The sequence below is a fragment of the Janthinobacterium foliorum genome (assembly GCF_978021625.1).
In genome coordinates this window covers 201319-224311 of record NZ_CDXDQE010000010.1, presented here as the reverse complement: position 1 = coordinate 224311, position 22993 = coordinate 201319, and the positions used below count along the sequence as shown (strand labels likewise).

Here is a 22993-nt window from a genome sequence, read left to right as displayed (position 1 = left end):
TTCGATTATAGCGATATTTTCAAGCGGGGGCAAATCAAAAAACCGTGTGTCACGCCAAAAACACGTGAAAATGGGGCTGGCAAGGGGGAATCGGCAGCAATTGTTACCATATTTTAACCGTTTCCCGGCACCGCGCCCGGCTATAATCTGCCCCCATGAACTTGCTTAAAACCCTCGCCGCCATTTCCAGCATGACCATGCTGTCCCGTGTAACCGGTTTATTGCGTGAAAGCCTGTTCGCCCGCGCTTTCGGCGCCGGCGCCTACACGGACGCCTTCATTGTTGCCTTCCGCATCCCCAACCTGTTGCGCCGCCTGTTTGCCGAGGGGGCATTCTCGCAAGCCTTCGTGCCGATCTTGTCGGAATACAAGAACCAGCATGGCCAGGAAGCCAGCAAGCAGCTGGCCGACCACGTGGCCACCACCCTGGTCTGGGCCACCCTGCTCGTGTCGGCCATCGGCATCGTCGGCGCGCCGTGGTTCGTGTATGTGATCGCCACCGGCCTGAACAAGGACCCGGGCGCATTCGATGCGGCCGTGTGGATGACGCGCCTGATGTTCCCTTATATTAGTTGCATGTCCTTCGTGGCCCTGGCCGGCGGCATCTTGAACACCTGGCGCGAATTCAAGATTCCCGCCTTCACCCCCGTCTTGCTGAACCTGTCGTTCATCGCCGCCTCGCTGTTCCTGGCGCCCCACTTGAAACAGCCGATCTATGCCATGGCGATCGCCGTGTTCGCCGGCGGCCTGCTGCAAGTGGCCATGCAGATTCCCGCGCTGATCAGGATCGGCATGCTGCCGCGCCTGTCGATCAATCCCGCCATCGGCCTGTCAGACGGCGGCGTGCGCCGCGTGCTGAAGAAAATGGGGCCGGCCGTGTTCGCCGTCTCGGCAGCGCAGATCAGCCTGATGATCAATACCAGCATCGCCTCGCGCCTGGCTGAAGGCAGCATTTCCTGGCTGTCGTATGCGGACCGCCTGATGGAATTCCCGACGGCCATGCTGGGCGTGGCCCTGGGCACCATCTTGCTGCCCAGCCTGTCGAAGGCGAACGTGGATGGCGACAAGACGGAATACTCGGCCCTGCTGGACTGGGGCTTGCGCCTGACTTTCCTGCTAGCCCTGCCCGCCGCCGTCGGCATGGCGACGCTGGCCACGCCGCTGATCGCCACCCTCTTCCACTATGGCAAGTTCACGGCCGAGTCCGTAACCATGTCGACGCAGCCGCTGGTGGCCTACAGCCTGGGCCTGATCGGCATCATCCTCGTGAAAACCCTGGCGCCCGCGTTCTATGCGCGCCAGGACATCCGCACGCCCGTGAAGATCGCCATCGGCGTGCTGATCGCCACCCAATTGATGAATTTGCTGTTCGTGCCGTATATCGCCGTGGCCGGCCTGGCCCTGTCGATCGGCCTGGGCGCCTGCCTGAACGCCAGCTTCCTGTACTGGGGCTTGCGCAAGCGCGGCATCTACCAGCCGAAACCGGGCTGGGCCAAGTTCTTCCTGCGCCTGCTGCCGGCACTCGTCGTGATGGGCGGCGTGGCCATCCTGGGCGCCACGCGCATCGACTGGATCGCCATGCAAGCCCATCCGCTGCTGCGGGCCGGCGCCCTGGCGCTGGTGGTGGCCCTGTGCGGCGCGGCGTACTTTGCCACGCTGTTCATTGGTGGCTTCCGCTTCCGCGACTTCAAGCGCAGCGCCTGACAACATGCGCAGGGCGTTGTTGCCTGCGTCTCGCCGTACTCGCGTACTGTCTTCGACTTGGCGCCTAGCCCTGCGCATGTTGTCTATGGCGCTGGCGATGACGCCAGCGGCTTGCCCAGCGTCTTGCCGTACTCGCGTACTGTCTTCGACTTGGCGCCTGGCCCTGCCCATGCTGTGTAAGGCGCCGCCGATGACGCCAGCGGCTTGCCCAGCGTCCCGCCTTACTCGCGTACTGTCTTCGACTTGGCGCCTGGCCTTGCGCATGTTGTCTATGGCGCCGCGGATGACGCCAGCGTCTTGCCGTACTCGCGTACTATCTTCGACTTGGCGCCTGGCCCTGCCCATGCTGTATAAGGCGCCGCCGATGACGCCAGCGGCTTGCCGTGCTGACGTAGCGTCCTCGATTTGGCGCCTGGCCCTGCGCATGCTGTCTATGACACAGCGTCTCGCCGTACTGGCATCCTGACTTATCAGGGCCTTGCCTTGCCCGGATGAGTCAGACGAAAAAAAACCCGCCGAGGCGGGTTTTTTTTACATGACGCGGAAAGCTTAAACAGCTTTCTTGGCGCGGCGGCGGGCCACGGCGCCAACCAGCGCCAGGCCGCCCAGCAGCATGCCGTAGGTTTCTGGCTCTGGCACTGGCAGTGCCGAGACGGAACCCAGGTAGGCTGCATTTTTCAGACCCGTCAGGCCCGTGACGTGCACGGTGTACGAGCCGGCGTTCAACTGGCCATCCCAGCTCAGGCTCTGGATGCCAGCCGAGCTGGTGTTCGTCAGGTTGCCGTAGCCCAGCAAGGTTGCCGAGAAATCCTTGATGGCGCCTTCGACGACGGAGAACGTTTGCAGTGCGCCAAACGAGGCCGACGATGGAGTGATCAGCGTGAAGGTCCAGAAATCATCTACCGCGGAATTCGCGGCAAACTTCGTCGTAATGGCCGACAGGGTATCGGAACCGGTTGGGTCCAGGATGCCCAAGTCGTAGGTTGCTGCCGACGCGCTGAACGATGCTGCTGCCAGAATGCCTGCAGCGATAAATTTCAATTTCATAGTTTATCCCTCAAAAAGTAATTTATGGCTGCAATGCGCATGCCACCAATAGTTTTAGTACCGGAAGTACTGATGAGGATGGTAGCATAAATGCATCAAATTACTTATAAATATTTTATCGAAGTTTCGTTTGGGATAACTATTTTCAATGCGAAATATTTGCCTAGCGCTGCTACTTTCCCACCGAAAATAGTTACTCAGGCATTGATCAGTTTTTTGCCCGTTTTTATGGCAAAACCGCAGGCTCGGCCACGTTTTCGGCAGGATTTGGCGGTTCAGGCTGTTCAACGGGCTCTGGCGGCGGCTCTTCTTGCGGTGGAGCAACAGGCCTGGAAAACAACGATGGCGCCTGCACGACAGGCGCGTCGGCTGGCACTTCCCCTGCCGGCACGGTGGACGCGGCGGCCCCTTGCGCGGCTTGTGCCTGCGCGTCGAGCATGAAGTGCCACTCCGAAAAATGCGCCTTGCCTTCAAAACCCGTGAAGCGCGCCTCGAAGTTCCCGACTTTTAATGGCGCCGCCTTCGACAGGCTGTACACGCCAATGATGCCATTGCTGCCGGGCTGGTACACCAGACCCCACTCGGCGCGCCCCGTGATGGGATCGACGAACAGCTTGCGCAAATGCCGGCGCACCTGGGGGAAACGGGGATCGCGCAGCAAGGCGGCCAGATTCGGCGGCTGTTGCGGCTGCCCCGCCGGCGTGGCGGCGGCGTAGCTATAGAGGGCGTCGGAAAATTGCGCACCAATATCGAGCAGCTCCTGCTCGGCAGCCTGGCGCTGCAGCAGCGAACCCATCTTCAGGCCGGCCGCGCCCACCAGGCCCAGGATGGCCACCAGGATGATCAGCCCAAGATAGGTGAAGCCGCGCTGGCGGCGTGCAGTAGCATGCATTGCCGCTACCAGTCGGCGAATGGCACGCCGCTGCGGTCCTTGCCCGGCGCGCCGCTCTTCACGTCATACACCTGCCCCGGCGTATCGTCGGGCGGCGGCACGATGACCCAGCTGGCATCGCTATCCGTGATGGGATCGATGGGCATGGCGCGCAGGTATTTCTTCTCCACCAGCTGCTCCAGCGACTCCGGGTAACGGCCCGTATCGCCGTGGTACTGGTCGATGGTCATGCGCAGATTGCGCAAGTTGTCCATCAGTACGGTTTCCTTGGCCTTGTCGAGGCTGGGGAAATAGCGGGGCACGGCCAGGGTCAGCAGCAAAGCCACGATGCCCAGCACCACCAGCAGTTCGATCAGGGTAAAGCCGCGCACGCGGGCGCTGCGGTCATGGGCAGGCATGGTTCACCATTTGCGGTAAGGCACGTCATTCAAGCCCGTCTTGCCGGACGTTGAATACACATCGTACACATCGTCTCCCTCGCGCGGCTCGTCCGCCTCGCTGGCGTAGCTGCGCTTGCCCCAGGTCTGGGCATCCGTCAGGCTGGCATCCGCATTGAACGGGTCGCGCGGCACGCGGCGCAGGAAGAATATCTTGCTGCGCTTGGGATTGCGCTGCTCCGCCACGCCGGCCACCAGCAGGTCCAGGCTTTTCGGGTAGCCGCTGGCGTCGGGCGAGCGCACGATGCGCCCCTCGTCGCCGGCGCGCTTGTACGCGTCGATGCCCTGGCGGATATCGCGCAGCGCGCGGCGCAAATCCTGCTCCTGGCGCCGCTGCATGGCCACCTGCGTCACGGGCACCACCAGGGTGCCCAGCACGCCGAGGATGGCCAGCGTCACCAGCAGCTCGATCAGGGTGAAGCCGCCCCGCCCCCGCTGTGCATGCGCCAGTCTCATTTGGCGGGCGGCTGCGCCACCGGCACGGGCTGGCTTGACGACAGCGGCAACGGCGCCGCTTGCAGCGGCACCGGCTGGCCGGACGATATCGGCAGGGGCGACGCCGCGTCGGGCGATGGCGAGGGCGACACTTCCGGCGCAGGCACCGTTTGCGGCTGCGGCTGCAGCGGCGCGGGCAGCTGCCCCGGCGTCATCATCGGCTGCGGCGGCGCCGGCTGCATGCCGACGGCGGACGGACCGGAACGCACGATCACCGTGCCCGGCATCTGCGTGGGGGCCTTGGCCGCCATGTCGGGACGGCGGCGGAAACTGCCTTCCGTACCGGCCGAGAATTCCGATTCCTTCGCTTCCGGACGCTGCACCGTGCGCACCAGGTGCGGCGTGATCGACAGCACGATTTCCGTCTTCTGGCTGTCATCCTTGCTGCTGCCGAACAGGCGGCCCAGCACGGGAATGTCGCCCAGGCCCGGCACCTTGTTGCCGGCGCTGCGCTCTTCATTGTTGATCAGGCCAGCCAGCACCTGGTTTTCGCCATCCTTCAATTGCAGCATGGTCGACGCCTGGCGCGTGCCGATCTGGTACAGGGTCGAGCCGCTCTTGGTGATGGTGGCCGCGCCCAGGTTGCTGACCTCGAGCGAAATGCGGATGCCCACTTCGTTGTTCAGATAAATGGTCGGTTCGGCATTGACCGTCAGGCCCACGTCCAGGTAGCTGATCGACTCGGAGGCGAAGCCGCCCGTGCCAGGCGAAATGGTGGTGGTAATCACGGGCACCTTGTCGCCGATGACGAATTTCGCCTTTTCGCGGTTGCGCACGCGGATGCGCGGATTGGCCAGGATATTCGCATCGCCATCCGTCTTCTTGGCGTTCGCCGTGACGGACAGGTCACTCACGCCGATGGTGCGCTGGTTCAGGTTATTCAAGTCATTGATCGTCAGACCCGCGCCGCCCGAGGTGGAGAGCGGCGTGAGGGTCAGGCTCGTCGGCCAGGCCACGCCCAGCTCCAGCAGGCGGCTGCGCTTGACTTCGAGGATTTCCAGTTCCAGCACCACCTCCGCTTCCGGCACGTCCTGCAGCGCGATCAGGCGCTCGGCCAGGCGAATCGCCTCGGGCGTGTCGCGCACGATGACCAGGTTGAGCTTTTCATCGGCCACCACGTCGCGCGTCTTCAGGATGGTCTTGAGCGTGTTGGCCACCTGCTTGGCGTCCGCGTTCGCCAGGAAGAAGGTTTTCACCAGGACCTCCTGGTACTCCTTCAATTTCGCCGCCACGTTCGGATAGATCAGGATGGTGTTCGCATCCATCACCTGCTGTTCCAGCTGGTTCGTCACCAGCAGGAAGTAGACGGCCGATTCCACCGTGCTGTTTTTCAGGAAGATCGACGTTTTCGCATCCGCCTTGACGTCCTTGTCAAAGACGAAATTGAGGCCCGAGCGGCGCGCAATCAGCTCGAACACCTGCTTTAGCGGCGCGTCGCGGAACTCGATGGTGATCGGCTGCTTGTACGACTTGGCCAGGCCCGACTCCACCACGGGCGGCGCGGTTTTCTCGTCGACGTCGCGCAGCAGCGCGCGCGCGCCGGCGTGGCTGGGCTGCTCGGTGAGGATGGCGTTCAGGCGCTGGCGCGCCGGGTCATAGCGCTTGGCCTCGACGTCGTTCCGCGCTTCGGCCAGCAGCTTGCCCTGGCGCTGTTCGCGCTCGAGCGCGCGCAAGCCGCTGTTGGCGCGCTCGTTCTGCGCATCGATTTCCAGCACGCTGAGGAAGGACGCGCGGGCCAGCTCGCCCTGCCCGGCCTGCGCCTGGCGCTCGGCCTGCTGCAAGCGGGCGCCGGTGGCCCGCTCGCGCGCCTGCAGATAGGCGCTGCGATACTGCGCATTGCCGGGGTCCTGCTGCAGCGCTTCCTGGAGTTTTTGCAGGCCGGCCGGCACCTGGTCTTGCGCGATCAGCTCGCGCCCGTCGCGGTAGGCCTGCTGCCCGGCGCAGCCGGCCAGCAGGACCAGCAGCAGCGCCGATGAAAAGGAACGGGACATCACTCGAGTACTCCAATGTTGAGCTGCTGAACCTGGTTCAACGGCAGATAAGTAAGCGTCATGACAGGCGGCGCGATCGCCACGACCTTGTAGGCGCCATCGATGACGGTATTGGCGCGCACGATATACGTCTTGTCGGCGCGCGACAGGAATACTTCCCAGGCGCCGTCGGCGGCCGCCTTGCCCAGGTAGACGAACGGCAGGGGCGGCGCCATCGGCGGCGGCGGAGGGGGGGCGGCCACGGCCACCGTCTTCGGCGGGGGCGGGGTCCAGTTCTGGCTCTGGAAGACGCCGTCGGCGCCGCCAAAGGTGTCGCCATCCTCGCCCGCCACCTCGCCGCGCGGCAGCAGCGCCAGGATGGCCGGCTGCGCCGCCTGCGGCCTGGCATCGCGCGCGCGCGCGGGCGCCACGGCCCGCTCCACCGCCTCGGCCACCTCGGCCACGGGCTGGCGCTCGCCAAACAGCAGCAAGGCGCCCGCGCCCAGCACGCCGGCCAGCATCAGGATATGCCGCGGCGTCATGGCGCGTCTCCCCCGCTGCCTGGAGGCGCGTCGGTCAATGCATCCGACAATCCATCGGACAAATAAAACGTCAGGCGCAAGCGCGCCTCGATCTGCGTGTCGGCGATCTGCTCGCGGCGAAAGCTCAGTTCATCGAGCGACGCGAACGGCATGGCGCGCAGCGCCTGCAGCGCGAACTGCCACACGGCCGCGTAACTGCCCTTCAGCGGCAACGTCACCTGGTAGGCGGCGACGCGGCTGGCCTTGTCGTAGCTGCTTTTGTATTCGCCCTGCGCCAGCACCAGGCCATGCTTCGCCGCCAGGTCGAACAGCTGCTTGACCTGCTGTTCCGCGTGGCGCTGCGGCCCCAGGGTGGCATAGAAGCGGGCCAGGTTGTCGTTTGCCGTCGCCGCCGGCGCCACGGCCACCACGCCCACCGGCGGGGCGGGCAAGGGCCGCGCCTCCATCCGCGCCGCCACGGCGCGCTGCTGCCAGGCCCACACGCCGCCGGCCACGCCCAGCACGCATAGCGCCACGGCGATGCAGGCGGGCGCGCCGGCCCGGCGCAGCAGCAATTGCGCCTGCAGGCGCAGCGCGCTCATGTCGATGGCTGTCATGGCGCTCCCCAGCTGGCTTCGACCTGAAAGCGCAATGGCCGGTTCGGATCGAGTTCATTGATTTCATGGCGCAGCAGCCGCGCGCGGCCAGCGAACAGCTCCTGCTGCTTGAGCTGCGCGATGTAGGCGACCATGGCGTCGCTGCTCTTCGTTTCCGCCGTGATCTTCAGCACGCGCTTGCGCGCATCCGGTTCCAGCGCCAGCAGCGCGATGTCGGGCGGCGTGGCGCTGGCCAGCGCATCCTGCAAGTCGCGCCACGGCAGATTCAATTGCTGGATGGCCGCGTTCACGGCCGCCGCCTGTGCCGGCGCGATCGGCGTGACGGCCACCGGCGCCGGCCCTTGCGCCAGTGCCGCCACGCGCTCCTGAGCGCGCAGCAGCTGCTCCTCGCGCACGTGCTGGCGCTGCAGCGCGGCGCTGCCGCCGTACGCGGCCGCCGCGCACAATGCCAGGCCGGCCGCGCCACAGACCCACACCCAGGCCGGCACGCGGTACAGGCTGCGCCGCCAGCCAGGCGGCGCGAAATCGATGTCGAGACGCGTCACGGCTGGCCTCCGCCGCATCCGGGTTGCGCGAAATCGATGCCGAAACGCGTCATGGCCGGCCTCCGCCGCATCCGGGTTGCGCGAAATCGATGTCGAGACGCGTCACGGCCGGCCTCCGCCGCATCCGGGTTGCGCGAAATCGATGTCGAGGCGCGTCACGGCTGGCCTCCGCCGCATCCGGGTTGCGCGAAATCGATGTCGAGACGCGTCATGGCCGGCCTCCGCCGCATCCTGGTTGCGCGAAATCGATGTCGAAACGCGTCATGGCCGGCCTCCGCCGCATCCGGGTTGCGCGAAATCGATGCCGAAACGCGTCATGGCCGGCCTCCGCCGCATCCGGGTTGCGCGAAATTGATGTCGAAACGCGTCATGGCCGGCCTCCGCCGCATCCGGGGTGCGCGAAATCGATGCCGAAACGCGCCATTGCCGGCCTCCGTCGCATCCGGGTTGCGCGAAATCGATGTCGGGGCGCGTCATGCCATGCCCCCGCTGTGTGCCAGCAGCGCGGCGGGCGACAAGGCGCCATCGGCCGCCGGCAGCAATGCCGAACAAGTCACTTTCGCGGCAGGACGCGGCGCCAGCCAGGGGGCAGGCGCCATGCCGCACAACTGCAGCGCGGCGGGCGCAGGCACGCCTTGCAGCAATGCCTCGCGGGCCAGCGTCTGCTCCAGCCAGTCCGGGCCGGCGCCAGGCGGCACGGCCAGCGCGCGCACGGCACGCAAGGCGCCGTCCTGCACCACGCCCAGGGTCAGCATGCCGTCGTGCGCTTGTCCCAGCCAGGCCGCGGCCTGCAGTGCGCCATGCCAGCGGTTCCAGTGGCGCGCAAATTGCGGCGTGATGAACATCAGCGCCAGCTTGCGCTGCGCCGCCACGCGGCTGATCTGCGCCAGCAGCGCGCGCGGCACGGCGCAAAAGAAGGGCGTGCGCGGCGTCCAAGCAGCGCCGCTTTGCCACAATCCGGGCGCGTCACCATACAGCGACTGGAAACGCAGCGCGGCGGCCGCCTCGATATCGGCCAGGCGCGTGGCGCCCTGCGGCAGGTCCACCTGCCACAGGCGCGCCAGCGCATCGTCGAGCACCACGGACAACGGCCAGCCCGCGTATTCGCCCTCGGGCAGCAGCTGTTCAAGGGCTCGTCCCATCGCCGCAAAATCGCCATGCAAGCCGTTCTGCGGCACATATGCCAGTTCGGCCAGCAAGGTCCAGGCGGGCGCGCGCCAGCGGCTGGTGCGCCACAGGCTCACGCTGCCCGATGCCACGCCCAGGCGCAGCCCCTGCCCCACGCGCAATTTTCCCAAGCCTCTACGCATGCAGGGTGACCCTCTTGATTTCCGTGATGGTGGTGGCGCCCCGCTTCACCAGTTCCAGCGCCGCCAGGCGCAGGCTGCGCGTGCCGTTCGCGTGCGCCGCCGCCTTAATCTGGCGGATCGGCTTCTTGTCGACGATCAGCTCGCGGATTTCATCGGTCAGCACGAGAATTTCGGCGATCGAGCGGCGGCCCTTGTAGCCCGTGCCGCGGCAGTCGCCGCAGCCGGCGCCCTGCTTGAACTGGTAGTCCGCTACTTCGGCGCGCGTCAATCCCACGCTGGCCAGTTCGCTGTCGTCCGGCGTGTACTCCGTGGCGCAATGGGGGCAGTTCGTGCGGATCAGGCGCTGCGCCCAGATGCCGTTCAGGGCCGAGACAAACGCATACGGATCGATGCCCATGTGCGTGAAGCGGCCGAACACGTCGAACACATTGTTCGCATGCACGGTGGTCAGCACCAGGTGGCCCGTGAGGGCCGACTGCACGGCGATTTCCGCCGTCTCCCGGTCGCGGATCTCGCCCACCATGATTTTATCGGGGTCGTGGCGCAGGATGGAGCGCAAGCCCTTGGCAAACGTCAGTCCCTTCTTTTCATTGACGGGAATTTGCAGGATGCCGGGCAGCTGGTATTCGACGGGGTCTTCGATGGTGATGATCTTTTCGCGTCCGTTGTGGATTTCCGTCAGCGCCGCGTACAGGGTGGTGGTCTTGCCCGAGCCGGTCGGCCCCGTCACCAGCAGCATGCCATACGCTTCCTGCGCCAGCGTGCGCAAGGCCACCAGCGAGGGTGCGTCAAAACCCAGCGCTTCCAGCGTCAGGGCGCCATACGCTTCGATCATGGCGCGCTTGTCGAGAATACGGATGACGGCATCCTCGCCATGGATGCTGGGCATGATGGAGACGCGCAGGTCGATGTCGCGCCCGCCCGCCTCGACGCGGAAGCTGCCGTCCTGCGGCACGCGGCGCTCGGCGATATCGAGTTCGGCCAGCACTTTCAGGCGCGAGATGATGTGCTCCGCCACTTCGATGCCGTCGACCGAGGTGGCATGATCGAGCACGCCATCGACGCGGTACTTGACGGCCAGGCCGCCGGCCGTGCTTTCCAGGTGGATGTCCGAGGCTCCTGCCTTCAGCGCGTCGTACAGGGTCGAGTTGACCAGCTTGACGGCGGGACTGGCCGCTTCCGAGACGCTGGCAAACGACAGCACGGCGGCCGTCTTGCCGTCGCGCCGAGCTTGCCCGTTCTCGCTGGCGGCGCCCGGCAGCAGGCTGTCGACGGCGCGCACCGACTCTTCCTGCTTCGACAGATAGGCGTCGATGTCGGCCAGCAGCGCCAGGCGCACGCCCAGCGCGCCCTGCCCGGCGCGGGCGGCCAGCCAGGTTTGCAGGTCGAGATCGAACGGGTCGGCGATCACGCCCAGCAGCTGGCCGTCGGCGGCGCGCAGCAGCACGCTGTGGCGCGCCAGCGCCTGCGACAGCGGCAGCAGGTCGAACGCCGGCGCCATGGCCAGCATGTCCGCCGTTTCCAGCATGTCCAGGCCGAAGGGCAGCGCCAGCTCGCGCACCACCTGGCGCGCATCGACGCCGCTCAGCTGCTGCAATTCCTCGACCAGGCTGCGCTTCGATTGCTGGCTCAGGACGCGGGCGCGCTGTATCAGCGCAGGGTCGATCGCGGCCGCCGGCAGGGAGGAAATCTGGTTCATGAAATGTCGCCGGCCAGGTCAAAGATGGGCATGTACAGCAGGATCACGATGGCGCCCACCACCAGGCCGATGGCGGCCATGAGCAGGGGTTCGAAGGTGCGCGTGAAACGGTCGATCCAGCGGCTGATTTCACCGTCATAAAAGGCCGCCGACTGCGTCAGCATGGGGCCCATGTCGCCCGTGCGCTCACCCACGCGCAGCATGCGCAGGGAAATCGGCGTCGTCAGCTGGTGCTGCTCGAACGCGGACGACAGGGGCTGGCCCGCCTCCACGGCGCCACGCGCCTGCTGCAGGGATGCCTGCATGCGCGGTGAAACCATCGCCTGCACGGTGGAAATGGCCTGCACGATGGTGATGCCCCCTTCGGACAGCATGCCCAGGGTCAGGTACAGGCGCGACAATTCATAGATGCGCACGCGCTCGCCGATGCCGGGCAATTTGGCCAGCAGGCGCGCCACGCCGCCGTTGCGCAGCACGCGCCGCACGGCCGTGACCACGACGCTGCCGGCGATGCCCACGCCGGCCAGCAGCAGCACGCCATGCTCGGTGACGAACTGGCCCCAGCTGAGCATGACTTGCGACATCCATGGCAGGTTGCGGCCCGCGCCCTGATACACCTCGGCGAAACGGGGCACCACGTAGCTGATCAGGAAAGCGCTGACGCCGCCGCCCACGGCCAGCAGGATGGCGGGATAGATGGCGGCGCTGACGATCTTGCTGCGCACGATATCGATGCGCTGCTGGTAGTCGATGTAGCGCGACAGCGCGCGCGGCAGGTCGCTGGTGCCTTCGGCCGCCTTGACGATGCCGATGTACAGCGGCGGGAACAGTTCGGACTGCTCTGCCAGCACGGCGGAGAAGCGTTTGCCTTCCCGCAAGCCTTCCAGCAGGCGCGTGAGCACGCTGCGCGTGGCCGGCGCGCCTTCCTTTTCCAGCAGGGCTTCGAGCGCCTCGACGATGCCCAGGCCGGCGTTCAGCAGGGCCAGCAATTCCTGGCTGAACAGCAGCAGCGGCAGGGCCCGCGCACGCTGGCGCCCGGCGGCGCTGAACGGCGTGGCGCGCACGGGACGGATGGCGCTGACGAACAGGCCGCGCGCCTCGGCCTGGCGGCGCGCATCGGCTTCGTCGCGGCCATCGATCACGCAGGTCGACAGGGTCGACACCGCCTGGTCGGTGGAAAGCGCGCGCACTTCAAACTGCATGATGGCGTATCCGTAGAGAAAAAGTGACGCTGGCGTTATTGCGAGCTGATGTCGGCATTCTCGCCGCTGCCGCCTGGCTGGCCATCCTTGCCCATGGAGACGATATCGTATTCGCCCTTGCTGCCGGGTGCGCGGTATTGGTACGCATGCCCCCACGGATCGAGCGGCACGGCTTTTTTCAGGTACGGGCCATTCCAGCGCGTGCCGGCGGTGGGGGGCGCGACCAGCAGCGCGGCCAGGCCCTCTTCCGTGGTCGGATAACGGCCCACGTCGAGACGGTAGGTATCGAGCGATTTTTCAAACGCCTCGATCTGCGCCTTGGCCACCGTGACTTCGGACTTGCCCAGCTGGGCGAAATACTTGGGCCCGACATACGCCGCCAGCAAGCCGATGATGACGATGACGACCAACAGTTCGAGCAATGTAAAGCCACGCGCCTGGCGCGCCGCCGTGAAATCCTGCCTGTGTGCTGCATGCATCCGGATACCCCTTTTACTAGCCTTCAATACATTGCGCCCACGTGCATGGCTGGTGGCCACGCACAGGCGGCGCACGCTTGCCTGATGCTCGCCAGCCTACCATGCCGCTTATGGATAATACAATCTTTTTATTTGTACTGTGAACAACTAATTCCACGGGAAACCATCGCAGCGCCAGCGTGGCGGCGGTGCCGCAGGATGCGTGCGCCAACGGCACCCGGCAAGCTGGAATCAACTATTTTCAATTGGGAAACAAGTAACTATCGGTTTCAATTCTCATAGTAAAAGATAAATTTTATTCATTCAAAATTTGTAACCTTCAAATTATATTTGAAAGAATATTGCACAACAGAATTGCATCTTTTGCTATAGTAAAAATCAATTTTTTGCCGATTGGTCTTATCCGGCCAACGGCAAGGGATTGAAGAAGACGCAAAACATATTGCATCCTTAAAACTACCAAGGGAAGATCCATGACTCGTATCGTGCAATCGCAATCAGGCCGTCCGGCCACGTTCCCCCTCAAGCACATCGCTGCCGCCACCCTGCTGGCGCTGACTGCCGGCATGGCCCCGGCCGCCATGGCCGGCGTGATCGACTTCAACAATTTCGACAATACCTTTGTCGGCCACACGGATTACTTCGAGACGGGCGGCTTTCGCCTGACGGGCGAGTCCAACGTCGCCGGCGCCAATCCTGGCGACCTGGTCGGTGCCGTCCTGGACGGCAGCGACCGCTATTCCTGCGATATCGCCTGCCCGACCAACAACAGCAGCAACTACTATGCGGCGCTGAACGACGGCATCCTGTTCCTGGAGGCCAGCCAGCCAGGCGGCCTGGTCAGCGTACAGGGCTTCGATGCGAGCTTCATCGGCCACGCCCAGGGCATCTCGTATCCGGCCGTCTCGGGCCTGCTGCGCCTGCAAGGCTTCTACGCCGACGGCAGTTCCGTGTACGAAACCTACCAGCTCGGCGGCCCCATCGGCGGCAACTTCCAGTTCCAGCATTACGACACCAGCGCCAGCTTCGGCAGCCAGCAGTTCGCCTCGGTCGCCTTCTTCGGCTTCAGCTGCAACACGGCAGGCAGCTGCAGCGCCTTCAGCACCAACAAGGGCCAGTTCGCGCTCGACAATATCGTCGCCTCGGTGCCGGAACCATCGACCTACGCCATGCTGCTGCTGGGCCTGGGCGCCGTGGGCTTTGCCGCGCGCCGCCGCCAGCAAGCCTGAAGCGTTCCATCCCGATCCCGCTACCGTTACCAGGAAACCATTCATGACATTCCGCCCGACCTTGCGTCCGACTCTGCGTCCCCTCTCGCTGGCCATCCTCAGCCTGTTTGCCAGCCTGAGCCTTAACGCGCACGCCGATGACCTGCGCCGTCCCTACATCGTGCAGCTCACCGATCAACCGATCGCCTCCTACGCCGGCACCGTGGACGGCTTGAACGCCACCCAGCCGGCGGCTGGCGCGCGCCTCGACCTGGCCAGCAGCGAAGTACAGCTGTATGGCGACTACCTCGACCAGAAACAGGCCCGCGTGCAAGCCATCATCGCCGCCGCGCCCGTGCAATACCAGTACAAGATCGTGCTCAACGGCTTTTCCGCCCTGCTGACCGACGCCGAAGTGCGCCAGCTGCAGGCGAGCGGCGAAGTGGCCAGCATCGCCCCGGACGAGCCGCGCGCGCTGCAAACGAACTACACGCCCACCTTCCTGGGCCTGGACCAGCCGGGCGGCCTGTGGAACCAGCTGGGCGGCAAGCAGCATGCGGGCGAAGACATCATCATCGGCATCGTCGATGGCGGCGTGTGGCCGGAAAACCTGTCGTATGCCGACAAGGTCGATGCCAGCGGCACCCCCACCTTCGATGCGAACGCCACCCTGGCCTACGGTCCGCCGCCGGCCGGCTGGGACGGCACCTGCCAGACGGGCGAAGGTTTTACGCAAGCCCATTGCAACAACAAGCTGATCGGTGCCCAGTACTTCAACGCCGTGCGCCTGACCGAAACGGACAAGATCCAGCACTGGAGCGAATTCACGTCGCCGCGCGATTCCGTGGGCGACCCCAGCGGTGAAGGCGGCCACGGCACGCACACCTCGTCCACCGCGGGCGGCAACAGCGGCGTGCCCGCCAGCGCCAACGGCACCCCGCTGGGCGCCATTTCCGGCATCGCCCCGCGCGCGCGCCTGTCCGTCTACAAGGTGTGCTGGTCGTACAACCTGGCCACCCAGGCCACGGGCGCGAAGAACGGCTGCTACGGCGGCGACAGCGTGGCGGCCATCGAAAAGGCCGTGCGCGATGGCGTGCACGTGATCAACTACTCGATCAGCGGCGGCGGCGTCGTCAATGACCCCGTGGAACAGGCCTTCCTGCATGCCTCGAACGCGGGCGTCTTCGTTGCCGCCTCTGCCGGCAATGCGGGACCGGCAAATACGGTGGCCCACGTCAGCCCATGGATCACCACCGTGGCGGCGTCGACGCACAACCGTGCCAACCAGGCCACCGTCACCCTGGGCAATGGCGCCAAGTACACGGGTTCGTCGCTCAATTACACCCCCTTGCCCGCCACTACCCTGATCCGCGCGCAGGATGCGGGCCTGGCCGGCGCCGATGCGCAAAAACTGGCCCTGTGCTACCGCGCAGGCGACAACGGCGGCGTGGCCCTGCTGGACCCGGCCAAGGTTGCCGGCAAGGTCGTCAGCTGCCTGCGCGGCACCACGGCGCGCACCGACAAGGGCGTGGCCGTGCTGGAAGCGGGCGGTGTCGGCATGGTGCTGGTCGATACGGGCATCGGCCTGGTCGCCGACCCGCACGTGCTGCCCGCCGTGCATGTCAGCGCCGCCGATGGCGCGCTGATCAACGCCCAGGCGCAAACGGGCGCGGCCACGGCCGCCATCTCGCGTTTCGTCACCAACGGCAACGGCCCGGCCGCTCCCGTGGTGGCCGATTTCTCCTCGCGCGGCCCGAACCTGTTCGATGCCAACCTGCTGAAACCGGACGTCACGGCGCCTGGCGTGGACATCCTGGCCGGCGGCACGCCAGCCCTGTCGCGCGCCCAGCGCGATGCCGTGCAAGATGGCAGCCTGGTGCCGGCGCAAGCCTACATCTTCCTGCAAGGCACCTCGATGGCCAGCCCGCACGTGGCCGGCCTGGCCGCCCTGCTGCGCCAGCAGCACCCGACGTGGAGCCCGGCCGCCATCAAGTCCGCCCTGATGACCACAGGCAGCACCACCCTGCCCGATGTCCAGGCGGGCGACGCGCGCGGCATCCTGCCATGGGGCCAGGGCGCCGGCCACGTGACGCCGAACAAGGCCAGCGATCCGGGCCTCGTGTACGACGCCAGCCTGGCCGACTACAAGAAATACATGTGCGGCGTCGGCATGACAGCCGAGTGCGCTGGCGGCACCCTGGCGGGCTACAACCTGAACATGCCGTCGATCACCATCGCCAACGTGCTGGGCACGCAAACGGTCACGCGCCGCGTCACCAACGTGGGCAGCAGCAGCGCCACCTACACGGCCAGCGCCTCGATCAGCGGCTACAGCATCGCCGTCGCCCCCACCTCGCTGACGCTGGCGCCCGGTGAAACCAAGTCCTTCACGGTGACCTTGACGCGCACCACGGCGGCCGACAATGTCTGGCAGTACGGCGCACTGGTCTGGAGCGATGGCGTGCACACGGTGCGCAGCCCCGTCACGGCGCGTTCCGGCCGCGCGGTGCAATCGCCGGCCCTGCTGCAGGCCGACCGGGTCAGCGGCTTGCGCCAGATCAACCTGAGCACGGGCTTTGCAGGCAAGATCGGCGCGGCCACGGCCGGCCTGAAGGAAGTCGTGCGCACCGCGCAAACGGTGGGCCAGGCCACGCCTGGCACCGTCGGCTCCACCGTGCTGTCGACGGCTGCCTGCAAGGCAGGCGGCAATGGCGTGCGCGTGGTGAACGTGGCCATTCCCGCCAATACGGTGGTGGCGCGCTTCGAAACCTTCGACCGCGACACGACCGAAGGCGGCGGCAACGACCTCGACCTGCTGGTGCTCAACAGCGCCGGCACGGCCGTTGGCGCCTCGCTCAACGACGGTTCCAACGAGTCCGTCACCCTGGCCACGCCCGCCGCCGGCAACTACAAGGTATGCGTGGTGGGCTACTCGGTGGTCAATGGCGTGTCGACCGGCTTCGGCCTGTCGTCGGCAGTCGTGACGACGGCCGACAAGGGCGGCAACCTGAAAGTCACCCTGCCAGGCAAAGTATATGTGGGCGGCAGCGCCACGGCCGGCATCAGCTGGTCGGCGCTGGACACCGGCAAACGCTACCTGGGCGGCGTGGCCTTCCTCGATGCCAACAACGCGGTAGGCTCCACCACCGTGCTGTCGGTGGAAACCAACAGCCCGCTGCCACTGGCCGCACCGAGCCAACGCGACGTGAAGCTGGACGCCAAGCTGTAACGGCCTCGTTCTGAAGCCACACAACGCGCCCTGCGGGGCGCGTTTTTTTTGGGGGCTCAGTTCCCGCTGCTTTTTCCCGCGCCCTGAAGCGCACGCCACTAATATGGCCGGCGCGACACGCTTGGCTTAACCTGGTGCAATTGACAGATGCCTCCGTCGCCGCCTGTTCGGGCAGCGCGCCCGGCTTGGGCGCCAACAAGCCGGCTGCCGGCAAGCAGCTGAGCCAAAGCCTGGCCAGCAGCCAGGAGCAAGGCTATACCAGCTATTTGAGCAGCAAGCAAAATACCATCCAGCCATTGGTGGCTTCGGTGCCCGTGCTGTACCGCTACCAGCTGGTATTCAAGGGTTTTGCCGCCACGCTGATGCCGAATGAAGCCCAGCGCCCGCAAGGCACGGCCGGTGTGGCCGCCGTCACGCGTAACTGACGCGAGGCCGGAAAGAACACCCGCCTTGCCGTGGATGAGGACAAGGCTGTGTGTCTTGGTGATTTACCGGATGGAATTGAGGGAGGCTCGCAGCTGGGCGAGCAGCTCCCCAACTCCCACCTGCGTGGTGTCATTTTCGAAGCCCGCAATAAACTTTTCGGCAGCTTCAAGGACGGACAACGGATGTGTTGAAATAATTAAGTCTTCAATGCCACCCAGTGACTTTGTGCCATTTAGCGTGTCTATGTTTTGCTTCCCATCCATAATCGCCAGTGCTACCGCACTGACACTTGCCAATTTCACAGGCGGTTTGAACAGGGATGCCGCTGCACGGACAGCGTGATGCTGGTCGTGTAGAAGTGCATGCTTTGCGGCATCGTCACATTTGTCGAAGTGTCTGTTTGCGATGGCGAATCGTCCCCCCCAGTCTAAACCAATGATGCAGTTGATGGTGATCAGTTCTTTCTTCAGGAGGCGTTCAACGTCTTGCTGACGCAGTTGATGGAGCATTGCCACTTCCTGCTGATTAGGCTTACGCCGTCCGAACGAAGCTTGGAGCTCTTTGGCAGTCTTCATAAGGCAGCACGCGCTTGGTTTGTGGCACCGGCCAGGCCGGCGAGAGAGTCTTCGATCCTGGTACGAGCGTGTACGAGCATCGGGTGCCACCATGCAGCATGGTGGCTAAAAGGCAAGTTGGAGGCGATGGGCGTAAAGCCGGCCGCTTCAACTGCAAAGGTGATGTTTTGCTTAATCGTGGTCTTTTGGAGCATGTTTAATCCTTGAAACGAGGACGAACCTGCCCCACTGGTGAAGGTTCACCCGGGTGGTAGAGAGTTGAGGCGAAGCGTCAATGCGCTCCTGTGTATTCGGTGTTGCTATCTCAGCCGCATTTCGCCGTACGTTTTAACGTCGGCACTAGGCGTGGCAAATCTCCTTCGCACTGCCCCTACGCGTGCGACAGTGTCCGTTCCATGTAATTGGAGCCGGTCAGGATCATACCGTGGATGGCAATAACAGTTTTAAGCACGATGTGCATAGTCGTAAGGTAGAGAAATGCGGAGGAATTTCTTTGCGTATGAACCGCAGAAGGTCTTTGAAATACTGTTCGATTAATAGATACTTTTTCGTACGCTCGCGCAGGCCGTACTTGAAGATCATTCCGGAGGCTAAAGGGGTGATTAACCTGTCCGTAAGCAGGAGATAAGCCATTTTAATTTCATTTTACTCGCCCGGATGCGTGTGGAAGTTGCCATTCGCTCCGGAGGAAGTTGCGGCGACATGACTTATTGAAGCGGGGAGTGATTTTCGAATACGAGCAGCTGAACCGCAAGGAAGTTGTCAAAAAAGTGAAGGCTATTTTAATTCGTCAATACAAAGGTACATGAATAAGTGAGAAACACGATAATGCCGAGAGGCGACAAATCAAATCCATACTAACAATTTTTTCTTGCAGGCTGGTGTGCCCGGTGCACAGGGTGCTGAGGCCGTGGAAGTAGCATTTCATCACTTTTTCTCTGTCATAGCAATTCCTGCAGAGCGGATAGCGTGGTGTTGGTCGCGGCCGATGCCATTCAATTTACTTGTTCAGCAGCGAATCAAGCTACTTGCCAGTAAACTTGATATATCCCTGGATCCAGCGGCGTTTACGGCCTCGGCTAGTCAACTATATTTCTGGAGCATCTGGATGCCGGTATCGCGGCGCCAGGGTCTTCACAGCATACGTTGACTTCGCACCCTTGAAGTTCACCACTTGTGCGGCTGCCATGCCAACGCTTTCCGCGAGAGCCAATTCTGCTTCTGCAAGTTCTCGACTATTTCCCTCTCACTTGGCGACTGCTATCTGAAATTGGGAATTGATATCTTTGGGATGGTCGGCGCTAGTCGTATAGCGCCTCCCGGTACATTAGTTCAGTGACTGTTTCAGGTAGAGCTCTGGCGTACTACTCTTCAGAATGAGAGCGTAGGCTTCCGTATAAATACGTTCGATACGTTCACGATTACCAGGCATGTGCAGATCAACCGATCCATCCATGCGCTCAAGCCAGTGTACATCGGCCCGGCTGACTCCGACGTTGATCATCCACTGAAGTTGCTTCGGAGCGGCAGAAGTGTTCATACAATTATTTTCCTCAAAAGGTAAATGGACGGGTTGTCCCTGGTACGTTCTCGTTAGAAAGCGCACAAGAGACAACCCGCCCCAAGCGGGGAAGGTTGTCTGAACTAAGTCTCCTTTTTATAGTCTGACACCCAAACGACTGAGTGCCAGACCAACTTTTGCAGCCTGCATGCAGGCCACAACTTGTGGCAGATCCTGGGCAGGAATTTGAGTTTTGCGAATAAGACAGCTGCTTTTGTCTGACGAGAAGAACTCGGGGGTTGCAGGGATGGCGAAAAGCCTGTTGAAATCGAAGCGGGTGTCACTGTTCAGTACCATGCTGCGGTCATTCATGCAGCGTACGATGAAGTCAGCACCATTTTTCGATTCTTTGTTGGAGTCCATTTGAGTCGTGCCGTAGGCAACTACCCAGTTCTTGATGCCGTGGATAACTGTTTCGCCCAAAAAAATAACCGGTCGAAATTTCGGACCGGCTACGTTTGGTTTGTCATCATATGGCACCCAAGCTCTAAGGATGTCCCCCATTTCGAGGGCTGGATTCTGCATTTTCATGGTTGGTTTCTTTGCCCTCTAGAAGTTTTTTGAACGCTTCAGCAAGCGTTTGTAGTGGTTGAAATGTTTTGACATCAGCGAGTTGCCGAGGCTGTTCCAAAAACTTGATCTGCTCAGGTATGAGGTATGGCGTATCCAGATCCAAGCCTGGAATCACTGCCTGCGCCCACATGGTCACCGCGCGGTTGATCAACGTTTCAGGTGTTACGTTGTAGCTGGCCGCCAATAGAAACAACGTTTCAGCCGAGATGCCGAAAGCGCTGTTGTATTGGTCCAGTTCGATTTTGAAAGATGTGCTGATTCCTATGGAAGTAGGCTCCAGGTGATTTTCTTTCGGGTGATCGGTCATGAAGCTCCTAATGGTTATGATTGCCCTGTCGATGCCGATTAATCGAAACGATATGGTCGATGAAAAATTAAGGTCTGATTTTCTGTATTTGGGTGCGGCATTGTCAATACAGCGAGCCATGTGTGCGATGCAGCTGGCAAAAATACTGGAAATTGTAGTATGAGTTCAGATGAGGTCCGCTATGCGAAATAAAATCATCTAGCTCTAGTAGCTCACGGTTGCAGTGAATCGTGAGATGAGTACCCGAGAATTGGGTATGGCAATGCCGGTAGCCGGCCACGTCAAATATCGACGTTTCATATTATCACGATTTTTAGGGCACGTGCGAGCGCTCGTTCATGACAGCCCATAGGCGATAACCTTACACTTGAGCTTTACCCGTCGTCAGTGAGAAACGTTGATTTTTATCCATAGCATTCGCCGCATTGGCATCGCAACACAGAATTAAGCTCACAGCCATGGAATTTCCGCACACCTCCCCATCCGATATTACCATTCTCGATAATGGTACCGTTCTTACAGCAGACGGCCTGGCCTTAAAAGGCACCGACGCCGTTGAGATCATAAACGTACGTCTCGAAAACCGAGTTGAAGCCTTATTCTATTCCTGGCAGGCTTGCCGGGTGGTGCGCCGCGATTTTAATTTCGTCGCTACCAAGTTGTTTCATCGTGAGCATCGAAAGGGCGGGCGAGAGCAGGTGCGTAGCCTGCTCGCTGAAGTGCGAGTGCAGGCAGATCTTCTGGTTATCGAGTGCAAATCCTTCGAAGCCCCGCCACAGACCAATGGCCGATCGGTACCTCTTCGACTCTTTTCACCAACGGCAGCTGCTTTGTTCAAGGCATTCCAGTTAGTCGATACCGCATATGCGAAACTCAACTTTGCTGTTGATGGCAGTAAGCTGGCAGAAAATATGGTTCACGCCTACACTCAGCCTTTTGAGCATGCCTTCTCCGATCTGAAACTGTATTGTTCCACACGAAACCAGCAGGAAAAGTCGGCGCGAGAACTTGCCGAAGCCGGCGGGATAGCATGATGGATGGCCAGGCTCTTACAGGTACGATCCACACAACTCCCGAAGTCGGAAAAAATACCGGTAACCCACTCGTTATCAAAGGGGTGGAAAGGATCGAGTCGATTATTCTCCCGGGCGACGACATTCGGCTGGACGCCGAGTTGTACTCGCATCTCCTGAGTCGCGTCATGCGCCGCGACTTCAACTTCACAAGCGTAAAGTTATTCTGGTATACCAAAGGATTCCATCGTCGTTTGCATGCGCGGTCAATGTTGCATAAGTTGACTGGCGAGGCAGAACGCCTTGAAGACATGGCCCGTCCCTACGACATGCCAGAAGGCACCCCGGCCGCGACTTGTACGATGAGAATTGTTTCGGAGGAAGCAGAGTTAATTTTTCATGCCTTGGTTAAGGCTGACCGTGCACTTCATACGTTGATGCATAGCCCCCTGGCAAAGGTTGCTGAAGAGAATATGGGACCCTTCCTGCGCGTGTTCACCTTGCTCCGCAAAGAGGTATTCAGATTCACCGACGACCAACGTCAACGCGCATCAGGCCAAGGAAACAGCACTGACTAGGCAGCAACCTGGCCTTTGTTTTGGATTACCCTGGTCCCCTATGAGCCTTGTCGGTTCGCGGACACGGTGTCCACTAAAATCACAAAGTAAGCTCTTGATAATCATCGAGTCCTGTAACTTGGCCAGCAATTCTGGGCCCAAGATTCGGTCACTCCGTCCTTCATGGTCGATTGCCACCGTCCACGTTTACTGTAATCTACATATGTATTCCCTTTTGGAGATGCGTTCGCGCTCAACCTGGTCCAACTGGAATCTAAATTTACTGCCGAAATCAACCTTGGCACTCTCAAAGACGTATTGGAATCGATGGGCGCGACCTCCGGAAATGCGTGGAAAATACCCTTTTCTGAATTGTTGATCATCGTAGGCTTTCACATCCGCGCCCACAAATACTCGGCGATGGTCGAAAATATGCTGATTCGATATTGAATAAAGGGGACGTCCTTTACAAGCCAATGACCAGCCTTTACATCGTGATGCCCGCGGCAGGAACCGCATTTACATTTTCGATGGACACACCCGCTTGTTGGCCATTCCAATCGCAAATAAACGTTTGGCTGCCGCGGGCCGTCCGCTGATTACAGACGTTTCAGCCATCGTTACCCT

Annotated in this window: 23 protein-coding genes; 6 read left to right on the top strand and 17 right to left on the bottom strand. The window is 62.3% G+C overall.

From position 1 onward, the window contains the following. Positions 1-155 precede the first annotated feature (155 nt). Positions 156-1703, top strand: coding sequence for a murein biosynthesis integral membrane protein MurJ (murJ, locus tag ACZ92H_RS20415; protein WP_465050824.1), 1548 nt, complete (start codon positions 156-158; stop codon positions 1701-1703). Between the two features lie 549 nt (positions 1704-2252). Here the strand turns inward: murJ and ACZ92H_RS20410 are convergent. The 12 genes from ACZ92H_RS20410 to gspG form a co-directional block, all read right to left on the bottom strand. Then, complete coding sequence (locus ACZ92H_RS20410; RefSeq protein WP_131373765.1) at positions 2253-2750, bottom strand: FxDxF family PEP-CTERM protein; 498 nt, start codon at positions 2748-2750, stop codon at positions 2253-2255. A 226-nt stretch (positions 2751-2976) separates the two neighbouring features. Next, on the bottom strand, positions 2977-3642 hold the full coding sequence (locus tag ACZ92H_RS20405) for a type II secretion system protein (RefSeq protein ID WP_465050823.1): 666 nt from the start codon (positions 3640-3642) through the stop codon (positions 2977-2979). Positions 3643-3647: 5 nt separating this feature from the next. Next, positions 3648-4040: a type II secretion system protein gene (locus ACZ92H_RS20400; RefSeq protein ID WP_131373767.1), complete on the bottom strand. Its 393-nt coding sequence runs from the start codon at positions 4038-4040 to the stop codon at positions 3648-3650. 3 nt (positions 4041-4043) lie between these two features. After that, complete coding sequence (locus ACZ92H_RS20395) at positions 4044-4535, bottom strand: type II secretion system protein (RefSeq protein WP_465050822.1); 492 nt, start codon at positions 4533-4535, stop codon at positions 4044-4046. Next, positions 4532-6565 (bottom strand): secretin GspD/PilQ domain-containing protein, encoded by a 2034-nt coding sequence (locus tag ACZ92H_RS20390; RefSeq protein WP_465050849.1) that lies wholly within the window; start codon positions 6563-6565, stop codon positions 4532-4534. The genes ACZ92H_RS20395 and ACZ92H_RS20390 overlap by 4 nt, the downstream gene beginning before the upstream one ends. Further along, a complete protein-coding gene (locus ACZ92H_RS20385) occupies positions 6565-7086 on the bottom strand; it encodes a hypothetical protein (protein WP_131373770.1) in 522 nt (173 codons plus the stop codon). The genes ACZ92H_RS20390 and ACZ92H_RS20385 overlap by 1 nt, the downstream gene beginning before the upstream one ends. Beyond that, positions 7083-7682, bottom strand: a complete 600-nt coding sequence (locus ACZ92H_RS20380; RefSeq protein WP_131373771.1) for a hypothetical protein — start codon at positions 7680-7682, stop codon at positions 7083-7085. The genes ACZ92H_RS20385 and ACZ92H_RS20380 overlap by 4 nt, the downstream gene beginning before the upstream one ends. After that, the gene (locus ACZ92H_RS20375) at positions 7679-8227 is read right to left on the bottom strand and encodes a hypothetical protein (protein ID WP_465050821.1); all 549 of its coding nucleotides are present in this window, start codon (positions 8225-8227) and stop codon (positions 7679-7681) included. The genes ACZ92H_RS20380 and ACZ92H_RS20375 overlap by 4 nt, the downstream gene beginning before the upstream one ends. 473 nt (positions 8228-8700) lie before the next feature. Next, positions 8701-9537 (bottom strand): hypothetical protein, encoded by an 837-nt coding sequence (locus tag ACZ92H_RS20370; protein WP_465050820.1) that lies wholly within the window; start codon positions 9535-9537, stop codon positions 8701-8703. After that, positions 9530-11236 (bottom strand): GspE/PulE family protein, encoded by a 1707-nt coding sequence (locus ACZ92H_RS20365; protein WP_465050819.1) that lies wholly within the window; start codon positions 11234-11236, stop codon positions 9530-9532. Before ACZ92H_RS20365 ends, ACZ92H_RS20370 begins: the two co-directional genes overlap by 8 nt. Then, positions 11233-12438 (bottom strand): type II secretion system F family protein, encoded by a 1206-nt coding sequence (locus ACZ92H_RS20360; RefSeq protein WP_465050818.1) that lies wholly within the window; start codon positions 12436-12438, stop codon positions 11233-11235. The genes ACZ92H_RS20365 and ACZ92H_RS20360 overlap by 4 nt, the downstream gene beginning before the upstream one ends. A gap of 35 nt (positions 12439-12473) precedes the next feature. After that, positions 12474-12917 (bottom strand): type II secretion system major pseudopilin GspG, encoded by a 444-nt coding sequence (gene gspG, locus ACZ92H_RS20355; RefSeq protein WP_131373776.1) that lies wholly within the window; start codon positions 12915-12917, stop codon positions 12474-12476. A gap of 473 nt (positions 12918-13390) precedes the next feature. Here gspG and ACZ92H_RS20350 point away from each other — a divergent pair, with 473 nt between their 5' ends. From ACZ92H_RS20350 to ACZ92H_RS20340, 3 genes are all read left to right on the top strand, one after another. Next, positions 13391-14146, top strand: coding sequence for an NF038120 family PEP-CTERM protein (locus ACZ92H_RS20350; protein WP_465050817.1), 756 nt, complete (start codon positions 13391-13393; stop codon positions 14144-14146). Between the two features lie 43 nt (positions 14147-14189). Then, positions 14190-17354 carry a S8 family serine peptidase gene (locus ACZ92H_RS20345; protein WP_465050816.1) on the top strand — a complete coding sequence of 1055 codons (3165 nt, stop codon included), beginning with the start codon at positions 14190-14192 and terminating at the stop codon, positions 17352-17354. A gap of 134 nt (positions 17355-17488) precedes the next feature. Further along, positions 17489-17779, top strand: a complete 291-nt coding sequence (locus ACZ92H_RS20340; RefSeq protein WP_465050815.1) for a protease inhibitor I9 family protein — start codon at positions 17489-17491, stop codon at positions 17777-17779. A 63-nt stretch (positions 17780-17842) separates the two neighbouring features. Here ACZ92H_RS20340 and ACZ92H_RS20335 read toward each other — a convergent pair whose 3' ends face one another. The 5 genes from ACZ92H_RS20335 to ACZ92H_RS20315 all read right to left on the bottom strand — a co-directional run bounded on the left by ACZ92H_RS20335 (position 17843) and on the right by ACZ92H_RS20315 (position 20796). Further along, positions 17843-18289, bottom strand: a complete 447-nt coding sequence (locus ACZ92H_RS20335; RefSeq protein ID WP_465050814.1) for a hypothetical protein — start codon at positions 18287-18289, stop codon at positions 17843-17845. Positions 18290-18351: 62 nt separating this feature from the next. Further along, positions 18352-18549 (bottom strand): hypothetical protein, encoded by a 198-nt coding sequence (locus ACZ92H_RS20330; RefSeq protein ID WP_465050813.1) that lies wholly within the window; start codon positions 18547-18549, stop codon positions 18352-18354. A 1133-nt stretch (positions 18550-19682) separates the two neighbouring features. Beyond that, positions 19683-19895 carry a hypothetical protein gene (locus tag ACZ92H_RS20325; protein WP_465050812.1) on the bottom strand — a complete coding sequence of 71 codons (213 nt, stop codon included), beginning with the start codon at positions 19893-19895 and terminating at the stop codon, positions 19683-19685. Between the two features lie 117 nt (positions 19896-20012). After that, a complete protein-coding gene (locus ACZ92H_RS20320; RefSeq protein ID WP_465050811.1) occupies positions 20013-20447 on the bottom strand; it encodes a hypothetical protein in 435 nt (144 codons plus the stop codon). Further along, positions 20404-20796 carry a hypothetical protein gene (locus tag ACZ92H_RS20315; RefSeq protein ID WP_465050810.1) on the bottom strand — a complete coding sequence of 131 codons (393 nt, stop codon included), beginning with the start codon at positions 20794-20796 and terminating at the stop codon, positions 20404-20406. Before ACZ92H_RS20315 ends, ACZ92H_RS20320 begins: the two co-directional genes overlap by 44 nt. A 458-nt stretch (positions 20797-21254) precedes the next feature. Between ACZ92H_RS20315 and ACZ92H_RS20310 the strand changes: the two genes are divergently transcribed. After that, positions 21255-21830, top strand: a complete 576-nt coding sequence (locus ACZ92H_RS20310) for a hypothetical protein (protein ID WP_465050809.1) — start codon at positions 21255-21257, stop codon at positions 21828-21830. Then, complete coding sequence (locus tag ACZ92H_RS20305) at positions 21827-22387, top strand: hypothetical protein (protein ID WP_465050808.1); 561 nt, start codon at positions 21827-21829, stop codon at positions 22385-22387. The genes ACZ92H_RS20310 and ACZ92H_RS20305 overlap by 4 nt, the downstream gene beginning before the upstream one ends. Positions 22388-22993 lie beyond the last annotated feature (606 nt).